We start from the raw sequence: 9,900 nt of genomic DNA, 5'->3' as shown, positions 1-9,900 counted from the left end.
AATTAATTATTTTAATAATTATATTGACATTTTTAAGTTTCTATACTATCCTTTAATCATACATAGTCTTAATCTATTAAAGGGGGATTTTATTTGGATAATTATGCTATAGAAGTAAAAAACTTAAAGAAAGAATTTGAAATCAAAAAGAAAAGAGGTCATTTATGGAAAAAAGATTATAGAGAAAAAGAATTTTTTGTTGCTGTCGATAACATCAGTTTTAATGTTAATAAGGGAGAAATATTTGGATTCTTAGGTCCTAATGGTGCCGGTAAGACCACTACTATAAAAATGATTTCTACTTTACTAATGCCTACTTCTGGCTCAATTATAGTTAATGGTATAAATTCTCAAGATAAGCCCATAGAGGTCCTTAAAAATTTAGGTACAGTATTAGCTGGAGAAAGAAGTATTTATTGGAAACTTTCAGGCAGAGAAAATCTAGAGTACTTTGCAGCTATGAATGGCATAACTGGACAAATTGCTAAAGAACGAATAGATTATTTATTAGAAAGATTTAGCTTAGAAAAAAGATCTGACGAAACTGTAGAGAAATATTCTACAGGTATGAAACAACGAATAGCTCTAGCAAAGGCTTTAATTTCAAATCCGCAAATAGTAATATTAGATGAACCCACTTCAGGATTGGATCCTCAATCTGCAAGAAATCTAAGGGAAATAATACTAGAAATTAAGGAAGAAGGCAGAACTGTACTTTTAACTACTCATTATATGGAGGAAGCAGATCAATTAAGTGATAGAATTGCCATAATAGATCACGGGAAAATCATAGCCTTAGATACTCCTGAAAATCTGAAAAGAGGATTAAGTAAAACTAATAGTCTTATACTTGAGCTGAATCATTGGGATGAAATCATTGCTAGCAAGCTAAAAAATATACAACATGTAGAAAATATAAATAATAAATTTAATGATTCTACCCAAACTTGGGAAATAAAAATCCATATTTCTAATGGTAACGAAATTGTTAGTTCTCTAATATCAAATATAGTTTCTTACAATATTAAAATAATTAATTTTAGAGTGGATGAGCCCACTTTAGAAGATGTATTTATAAATCTAACTGGGAAATCTTTAAGGGAATAGGAGGTATACAATGACTGCTGTTTTATCTATATTTAAAAAAGAATTTAGAATTTTTTTAAGGTATCCATCTTGGTTTATATCTGCATTAATATGGCCTATTATATTTCCCTTTGGATATCTATTTACAGTTAAAGCCCTATCTGGTACTGATGTCCAATCCTTGGAGATTTTCTCAAATTTTTCTGGAACCGCTGATTATGTAGGCTTTATACTAATCGGAACCACTATGTGGATGTTAATGAATACTATGTTATGGTCCTTTGGAACTAGTCTTAGAACTGAGCAAATAAGAGGAACCTTAGAGTCTAATTGGCTTTGTCCAGTACCCAAGATTACACTTTTATTAGGATATTCCCTGTGGCAAATATTTTCCAGCTTTGTTTACCTTCTTATTTCTATTATAGAGTTTAAACTAATATATAATTTCAGATTTATAGGAAGTCCTCTTCTGTCTCTTTTAATAATTATATTGTCACTTCCTTCTATTTATGGAATAGGATTTATATTTGCCAGCCTAGTCATGTGGCAAAAAGAAGCAAACTCCATGGTGTTTTTAGTTAGAGGAATAATGTCTTTATTCTGTGGTATAACTTACCCTTTAGCAGTTTTGCCAAATTGGATGAAGAGTATATCAAATATAATACCTTTAACACATAGTATTAGTGCATTAAGGTCTGTTATCTCTGCTGGAGCTACCATAGGGGATATTAAGAGTCAAATATATTACTTAATATTTTCAGGTCTTGTTCTTATGATTTTAGGATTTTTAGCTTTTAATCTTACTCAAAAAAAGGTTAAAGAATCTGGATCTTTAGGTCATTATTAATAGGAAGGAGAAAAATATGAGTTCAAATAATTTAAAAACATATTTATTTGCTATTTCTGCTATTACCAAAAAGGATATGAAAATATTCTTAGCATATCCTATAAATGCTCTTTTTAGGATTATAGAGCCTATTATGTGGATTGCTCCAGTATATTTCCTTTCTAAAGCTTTCCAAATCAATGGTGAAAATATAGGTTTTAGCCAATATGCTGGAACCACTGATTATATGGCTTTTCTAGTGTTGGGAACTATTGTAAGCAGCTTTGTAAGTTCTGTTCTCTGGGGCATGGGTTTTTCCTTAAAGAATGAAATGGATTCAGGAGTAATAGAGTCTAATTGGTTAACCCCAATTCCATTATGGGTACAGCTAATCGGAAGGTCTATCTTTTCACTAATAATAACCACCATAAATTCTATAACTGTAGCATTTTTAGTATGGTTATTATTCGGTTTTAATATAGATAACAATATACTCCTTGCTATAATTGCTTTAATTCCTCTCTTGGTCGCATTGTATGGATTGGGTTTTGGAATAGCTTCTCTAGTTCTTATAACTAATAACGCTAATAATATAATTGATATAACTAATTTTTCTTTAAATATTATCTGTGGTCAAGACTTTCCTATTACTATCCTACCCAGAATTTTAACTGCCGTATCATTGGCGATTCCTCTGACATATGGCTATGATGTTATAAGAGGACTACTTTTAGGTACTAACACTATTTTTTCTATAAAAATAGAATTATTGATATTAACAGCCTTTATGATAGTAGGAACAGCTTTAGGATATTATATATTAAAGAGAGTAGAAAAACACTGTAAAACAATTGGAAATATTGGATTCCATTAAAAAGTATGATAGAGAATTCTCTATCATACCTTTTAATTATAGTCCTAATTCCTTTAATTCGTCTTGAATTTTCTTTCTTAAAGCTTCCTTTTCTTCCTTCAAAATAAAAGCTGCTTCAATGGAGTTATCTATAAGCTTTAATATTTCTTCTATAGAAAAATTTAATTCATCCATTAAAAGCTCATATTCCTTCTCCAAGGAAGTGTTAGAAACTGTAGTATTATCTGTATTTACAGTAACTCCTATTCCTAGCTCCATATATTTTCTTATTGGATAATTTTCTATGGAATTCACTGCTTTTGTTTGTAGATTACTTATAGGACACATTTCCAAATATATACTTTTTTCTCTTAGTAATTCCATAACCTTAGGATCTTTTATAGCCGCTATTCCATGACCTATTCTTTCTGCATAAAGAAGCTCTATTGATTTAGATATGTTTTCTACAATTCCAGTTTCCCCTCCATGGATAGTTATTTTATATCCTTTTTTACGGGCTAATTCAAATGCTTCTTTATGTATTTCTGGTGGAAAATCTTGTTCATTTCCTGCTAAATCTACAGCTACTACACCTTTGCCAAGATATTTTTCACCATACTCTACTACCTCTAAGCTATTTTGAAGACTTTCATGCCTCATGCATATTAATATGGCATTAGATAATATATTAAATTCTTCTTTTCCTCTTGCCATACCTTTTAAAACACTTTCTACAACATCATCAAAGCTTAACCCGTCATTCATGTGTAGAAATGGAGCAAACCTTATTTCAACATATTTTACATTTTGTATACTTAGATCTTCTAAAAGCTCATAAGTAATTCTCTCTATATTTTCTTTTCTTTGCATTACTTTTAATGGATAACTAAACTTCTTTAAATATTCTATTAAGGAATTACATTCTTCTTTAACACTTACTAATTCTTCAAACTCTTTAATATCACCTACGTTCAAATCTTCTTCCTGCTGAAGCAATAATTCATACATAGTTTCTGGTCTTACACTTCCATCTAAATGACAATGTAACTCTATTTTAGGTATATTTTTCAAAATTCCTCTCATAATCTACTCCTTTCAGCATAGTATACTCTATTTCAATTATATTAATATTATAGTCTTTATATTTATATTCTTCCAGTCCTCAATACTTATATATAAAAATTCCTCTCCAAATTTGGAGAGGAATTCTTTATAATAAAGATTTGTCTTATTTTCTGTTTAGCACTGCATTGATTATTATACCAACTAATGCTGCAAAACTTAACCCTGTTATTTGAACTGATTCATTTATCGGAATTCCTACTGTAAAACCTAAAATTTCAGATAAATAATTTCCGCCTAGACCTAATACTAGTATAATAGCCATTACAACAATATTTTTCCAATTAAATTTAACTTCTTGATTCTTTATAGTCTTTACACCAATCAAAGATATCATACTAAATAACATTAGGGAGATTCCACCCATTACAGCTGTTGGTATAGATGATAATGATGCTCCAATTTTTGCTATAAATCCTAAACATACTGCAAATACTGCTGCAAGTCTCAATATTGATGGATCATAATTCTTAGTTATTGCCAATACTCCTGTATTTTCTCCATAAGTTGTATTTGCTGGCCCACCAATTAATGCTGCTACTGTAGTTGCTAATCCATCTCCTAATAATGTTCTATTTAGACCTGGATCTTCTACAAAGTTTTTACCTACTACCTGTCCATTAGTAGTTATATCACCTAGATGCTCCATAAATACTGCTAAAACTACTGGTGCAATAATTGCTATAGCACCTAGATCAAACTTAGGCAATCTAAAAGGTGGTAATGCAAAGATTGATGCCTCTTTTATTAAGTTTGTATTTACTAATCCCATCTTTAACGATATTGAATATCCAACAATAACTGCTATTAGTATTGAAAGTTGTTTTATAAATCCTTTTGCTTTGAAGTTTATTAATAATGCTGTTCCTAAGGTTATAGCAGCTATAATAAGGTTTTCCTTTGCCATTCCAAATGCTACTGGTATTAAGTTCATACCTATTACTATAATCATAGGTCCTACTACTTGAGGTGCAAGATATTTTTGTATTCTTTCTACCCCTATTTTCTTTATTAAAAAAGATGTAAGCACATAAATTAATCCTGCTACAACCATTCCACCTTGAGCATAAGCTAGATCTCCGTTATAAAGTTCTTTTACTGTTAAAATCACTGGAATAAATGCGAATGATGAACCTAGAAATGCAGGAACCTTTCCCTTTGTACAAGCATGAAATATAAGTGTACCTAAACCTGCTGAGAATAGAGCTATTGAAGGGTCTAATCCTGTCAATATAGGAACTAAAACTGTCGCCCCAAACATAGCTATAAGATGCTGAAGTGCTAATATTACCTTTTTTGAATGACCTAGCAAGGACATTTCCTCACCTGTTGAATCAACTGATTTTTTAATTGCATTATCAACCATTTATTTTCTCTCCTTTCCAGCCTCACAGGACTGATTTAAAAGTTTTTATGACCTAACTTAGCGAACGATAGTGAGCTTTAGTAGGTCAAACGTAACGAACGCCAAATTCATGCAAGTGATAACGAGCAAATGAATTTGTGCAGTGAGACTACGTAAAATTGCCTAACCTAATCAATAATACTGAATCGTAAATAGGTCAAACGCAACGAGAACCAAATTTGCATGAATGTAATGAGTGAACAAATTTGTCTTTCGAAACTGTGACGGCTCATCCGTTATCCAAAATATTATACCATCATTTGATTACTTGTACAATGCTTTTTTGTAGAATATTTTTTACAGAAAAAAGAAGACCTTCTAAAGTCTTCTAAATAAATCTTTTTCTTCTAAATTAGCTATCTGTAATCCTTCTTCTATTTGAGATAAAATTAAATCCTTATCTTGAGATAAAGTACCTTTTAATGCTACATAATTGGATGCATGATTAGACCTAAAAACACAATTATCTACATTAAGATTTTCAACCATTTTCTTAGTTTCTAATAATACTTCTCTAGGACTTAAAAGATTGAACTTTCCATTCTTCACATCTTCATAAAGAGGAGTCCCCTCTTCAACTATTAATGTAAGTAGCCCTACGTAATTAGGATTTATCTCATTAATTATTTTAGCAGATTCTATCGCATGTTCATAGGAATCTATTTTACCGCCTATACCAGAAATAAGGGTTATTGAAAGTTCTATATCAGCTTCAACCACCTTTTTTCCTGCTTTAACCATTTCTTCCCTAGTTACACCTTTATTAATGGCTTTTAATATTTTCTCTGATCCTGATTCCACTCCAAGATATATAATTCCTAATCCAAGAGATTTTAATTTTTCTAACTCTTGGTTGCTTTTAGATAATATTGCCTTAGGTGAACCATAAATTCCTACCCGTTCACATTCTGGAAATTTTTCCTTTATAAAAGAAAGAATTTTCATTAATTCTTCATTCTTTATTGCTAAAGCATCACCGTCTGCAATAAATATTCTCTTTACATATTTATATCTTTCTCTTCCTATTTGAAAATCTTCTATTATTTCATCAGTACTTCTGACTCTAAATCTTTTATCTTTATACATAGAACAAAAAGTACATTTGTTATGAGTACATCCTATAGTAGCTTGAACTATTAGACTATATGCCTCACTAGGTGGTCTATATAAAGATCCTTCATATCTCATTTTATCACCTCTCATTTTTCAAAACCTTCTACTGTATATTTATTGCCTGCATTCCAAAATATCCATTGAGTTAAATCTGCATCATAGGTAGCTTTTTTCTGTGCTATTAATTCCTTAGGACCATAAGGCGTATAATGTGAACCATATTGTTTCCTTAGCCATGGAGCTGAAAAATCCTGAAGCCAAGGTCTAAGAATGGCTTTTTCTTCTGTGGTATCTATATTATTTATTCTTTCCTGCGCTTTTGCCATACTAGTATATACTATTTTATATGGGTCTGCATCTGGATAGGGAACACCATATGAACCCAATGCATAATGTGATGGATAAACCATAGGACATAATATATCTACAGCAGTAGCTAAAGTTTCTAAATGTTGGCCTAACTTCATATCATCCTCTACAGTAGTGACTAGTCCAAATATATCAGCAGACACATATACTCCATAGGGTGCCAATCTTTCTCTGGCATAACTCAAAAATCCAGCGATAGCATCTCTCATTGGCTCTTCATCAGCCTTATCGTAATCAATCAAATCCCTTTTTCCATCAGTCGGAAATCTTACATAGTCAAATTGAATCTCTTTAAATCCATTTAGCGCGGCTTCCTCCGCTATCTGAATAGGATACTCCCAAGAGTCTCTATTATATGGGTTGAGCCATGCATCACCTTTATTATCCCTCCAAACAGATCCATCCTTAGTCTTTACGGCCAAATCAGGTCGTCTTCCTGCTGCGGTTCTATCTTTAAATGTTACGATTCTAGCTATAGGATATATATCCTTATCTGCTAAGAGCTTCATTGAACCTATGAAATCTTTATCCTTAACTATCTTATCTGCCTCTAATTCTTTTACCATGGGAATAGAAGATTTATATGTTAATTCCCCATAATCATCCTTCACATCTATGACTACTGCATTTAACTCTGACTTATCTATTAAATCTACTAAATCATGAAATCTACTTTTTAGTCCCAAAGTATGCCCTGTCATATAAATTGCTTTTACATCAAGTGTTTCCTTGTACGCGGCCCAATTAGTTGAGGGTTGCATTAAATAGTCTACCTCTGTAATAATAGGTATATTTTCTTTAGCTGCACTTGTATTAGATATTATATTTTTTCCATTTTTACATCCTGATAATAATAGTGTATATGTTAATAATATTCCTATAAGTCTTCTCTTGCTCATTCTGCTCTCCCTTATGTGAGTACTTTATCTTATGTATCTTTTCGACAATTTCATTATATAATAGACAAACTACTATTACAACTAATTTTAACCCATATTATTAATGCGACAGGGGATAATTCCCCTGCCGCATCAATAGCAAAAATTTCCTGAACATAATTTACTTTATTCAAGTAATTTCCTACTCTATCTATATTTAATTATTCCTTAGAGACTATACTAATTTTTATCTTTATTATTTTTTAGAGATTCTGGAGCTCTCATTCTCATTTCTTCTCCATCTTTATTTATGATTTTAAACTCTCCATTATATAAGTTTGTATCATCCAATTTAGACAAATTAAAATATCCATCCTTATCCATTTCATATTCATTCCCGCCAATTATCCACTTAGAACCTTCTGGGATACCCCACTCAAGATGATTTCTACTGTTGTAAACATCTATTAGACTATTTATATATTCAATGCTTTGAATTTGACCATTATTCATAAATAAATATTTCTTTGAATTATTACCAATGCCAATTTCTATTAGCCCAGGCTTAAATCCAAAATCCTTAAGTATAAATGAAATTTCTTCTTGAGACAAATTAGGATAGAAAGTTCCAGAAAATAAACCATGTATAATGTCTATAGTATCATCTTTAATTTTATCTACACTAGACATTTGTCTCCAAAAAATTGTATCAACAAAACTTATATCTTTAAAACTATTTCTCGAAGCTCCATAAATTCTTTCAATTCCATCCTTATGTTTAAACTTATAATATTGGTTGGGTTCCATTAATAACTTATTGTTATCTACCTTTAAAATGCGTGTATCCTTTGGATCGGGATATGGTGATACTTCAGTCAAATGTATTCCCCTCTCAGATGCTACTTGGTAGCCAGGAAAAATCTCTTCTAATACATAGAAAGTACTATTACAATGTTCATAAGAGACTGTCCACTCATAGAAATCTAAGTATTTTCTATTATCATACATTTTTTGTGTAATATTATTTACATTTATATTTACACTTATATTTACATTTGTGTCTATATTCTGTTTTTTATAAGAATCTTGTTTTAAAACAGATGAGTTTACATTTTTTATATCATTATTTAGCTCTTTATTCCAAAAACTTGTTATGGGACGCGCTATATATTTAGGTATATAATTGGTTTGACCTACTCTCATACTCCCCATCTCCTTATCTTGGTAAATTAGGATAAATGTAGTCAATCATAACACTAGGATATACATTAAATGGTGTCTTGGTATTAGTTGAAGCATCATAGAATATTATCCATGTTTGATTCATATCATAACTTCCTCCAAGAAAAAGATATAATGGATTTATCTCATCCGCAAACCATTTTGACTGCTTTAGGTCAGTCCAGTTAGATCTTTTAGTATTTTTGTATTTTCTTATAGAAGGATGGGATATGTTCGCGTCTCCTCCAGCCCCTGCAGTTATTTTATAAGCAACAGAATCTTTAGGCACTTCGTTTGTGTTTATAGTCCATTCTACTTCTCTTGTCTTATATCTACTCATGTCTTGTGTACTAAAGTTTTTACTTATACTTCCCTTGCTATATGTTGGAGATCCAAAATAGAATGAATATTGATTTTCTCCTGAAATGCCAGATTCGCTTAATCTTAAATAGTAATACTGGCTTTCAGGTATATTAGCCTGAAATCTATTACTCGCATTACCTGGAATCTGAGTAAAAGTATTAATTACTACTAAATCTTCGTTAAGAACTTCAATTACTAATTTATTCTGGCTACTAACTGTTAATATATTGTCATATTTATCCTTAGTACCATTTTTATAAAGAAATATCTTATAATAATCTACATCATTTTCATCACTTAATTTTCCCAATACTTTATGCATATCTGAGTAATCTCCCGTAGCTGTAGCCTTGTAACTATCATTATTCCTTCTAAACAGTTGCGCACTCTCTGGTTCATCATTTGGTTCTGTTTCATAGTAATAATTAATGCTTGTACTTGATTGCATTTCAAAAGCATATGAGATTGTACTTGTAATAATCATCATTGCTAAAATAAATCCCCCTATAATTCTTCTCTGTTTTTTCACTATAATCACTACCTTCCCAATTTTATAGTCCCACTCATCATAAATATATATTATAACATCTACTTTGTCAACTCTAAAACAAAAAAGCCCTACTACGACCAACGTAATAGAGCTTTTTATTAATTTTATGTAGCC

At 30.8% G+C, this 9,900-nt stretch carries 9 protein-coding genes; 3 read left to right on the top strand and 6 right to left on the bottom strand.

Going from position 1 to position 9,900, the window contains the following annotated elements; genetic code table 11:
• The first annotated feature begins 93 nt into the window (after nt 1-93).
• From RDK80_RS19505 to RDK80_RS19495, 3 genes are read left to right on the top strand one after another with little or no spacing between them, the layout of a single operon-like run.
• Nucleotides 94-1,107, top strand: coding sequence for an ATP-binding cassette domain-containing protein (locus RDK80_RS19505; RefSeq protein WP_308525253.1), 1,014 nt, complete (start codon nt 94-96; stop codon nt 1,105-1,107).
• 10 nt (nt 1,108-1,117) lie between these two features.
• Nucleotides 1,118-1,933: an ABC transporter permease gene (locus RDK80_RS19500; protein ID WP_308525252.1), complete on the top strand. Its 816-nt coding sequence runs from the start codon at nt 1,118-1,120 to the stop codon at nt 1,931-1,933.
• A gap of 16 nt (nt 1,934-1,949) precedes the next feature.
• Complete coding sequence (locus tag RDK80_RS19495; RefSeq protein WP_094904063.1) at nt 1,950-2,786, top strand: ABC transporter permease; 837 nt, start codon at nt 1,950-1,952, stop codon at nt 2,784-2,786.
• 36 nt (nt 2,787-2,822) lie between these two features.
• On the opposite strand, the gene add is transcribed toward RDK80_RS19495, so the two are convergent.
• From add to RDK80_RS19465, 6 genes are all read right to left on the bottom strand, one after another.
• Nucleotides 2,823-3,848, bottom strand: coding sequence for an adenosine deaminase (gene add / locus RDK80_RS19490; protein WP_308525251.1), 1,026 nt, complete (start codon nt 3,846-3,848; stop codon nt 2,823-2,825).
• Between the two features lie 145 nt (nt 3,849-3,993).
• A complete protein-coding gene (locus RDK80_RS19485; RefSeq protein ID WP_094904061.1) occupies nt 3,994-5,253 on the bottom strand; it encodes a uracil-xanthine permease family protein in 1,260 nt (419 codons plus the stop codon).
• A 357-nt stretch (nt 5,254-5,610) separates the two neighbouring features.
• Nucleotides 5,611-6,480, bottom strand: coding sequence for a radical SAM protein (locus RDK80_RS19480; RefSeq protein WP_308525250.1), 870 nt, complete (start codon nt 6,478-6,480; stop codon nt 5,611-5,613).
• A gap of 11 nt (nt 6,481-6,491) precedes the next feature.
• Nucleotides 6,492-7,673, bottom strand: coding sequence for a putative glycoside hydrolase (locus RDK80_RS19475; protein ID WP_308525249.1), 1,182 nt, complete (start codon nt 7,671-7,673; stop codon nt 6,492-6,494).
• A 219-nt stretch (nt 7,674-7,892) separates the two neighbouring features.
• The gene (locus RDK80_RS19470) at nt 7,893-8,855 is read right to left on the bottom strand and encodes a hypothetical protein (protein WP_216557768.1); all 963 of its coding nucleotides are present in this window, start codon (nt 8,853-8,855) and stop codon (nt 7,893-7,895) included.
• Between the two features lie 13 nt (nt 8,856-8,868).
• Nucleotides 8,869-9,900 (bottom strand): hypothetical protein (locus tag RDK80_RS19465; RefSeq protein ID WP_308525248.1); only part of this gene is annotated, 1,032 nt, incomplete at its 5' end.

The organism is uncultured Tissierella sp., assembly GCF_902479755.1.
Classification (GTDB): Bacteria; Bacillota; Clostridia; order Tissierellales; family Tissierellaceae; genus Tissierella; species Tissierella carlieri.
Note: the sequence above shows the minus strand (reverse complement) of the source record. Positions and strands in the feature narration are given on the sequence as shown.

Bases quoted from the DNA above. Each gene is read 5' to 3' on its own strand.
- RDK80_RS19500 (WP_308525252.1), top strand. From the start codon at position 1,118: ATGACTGCTGTTTTATCTATATTTAAAAAAGAATTTAGAATTTTTTTA.
- RDK80_RS19470 (WP_216557768.1), bottom strand. From the start codon at position 8,855: ATGAGAGTAGGTCAAACCAATTATATACCTAAATATATAGCGCGTCCC.
- RDK80_RS19485 (WP_094904061.1), bottom strand. From the start codon at position 5,253: ATGGTTGATAATGCAATTAAAAAATCAGTTGATTCAACAGGTGAGGAA.
- RDK80_RS19475 (WP_308525249.1), bottom strand. From the start codon at position 7,673: ATGAGCAAGAGAAGACTTATAGGAATATTATTAACATATACACTATTA.
- add (WP_308525251.1), bottom strand. From the start codon at position 3,848: ATGAGAGGAATTTTGAAAAATATACCTAAAATAGAGTTACATTGTCAT.
- RDK80_RS19480 (WP_308525250.1), bottom strand. From the start codon at position 6,480: ATGAGATATGAAGGATCTTTATATAGACCACCTAGTGAGGCATATAGT.
- RDK80_RS19495 (WP_094904063.1), top strand. From the start codon at position 1,950: ATGAGTTCAAATAATTTAAAAACATATTTATTTGCTATTTCTGCTATT.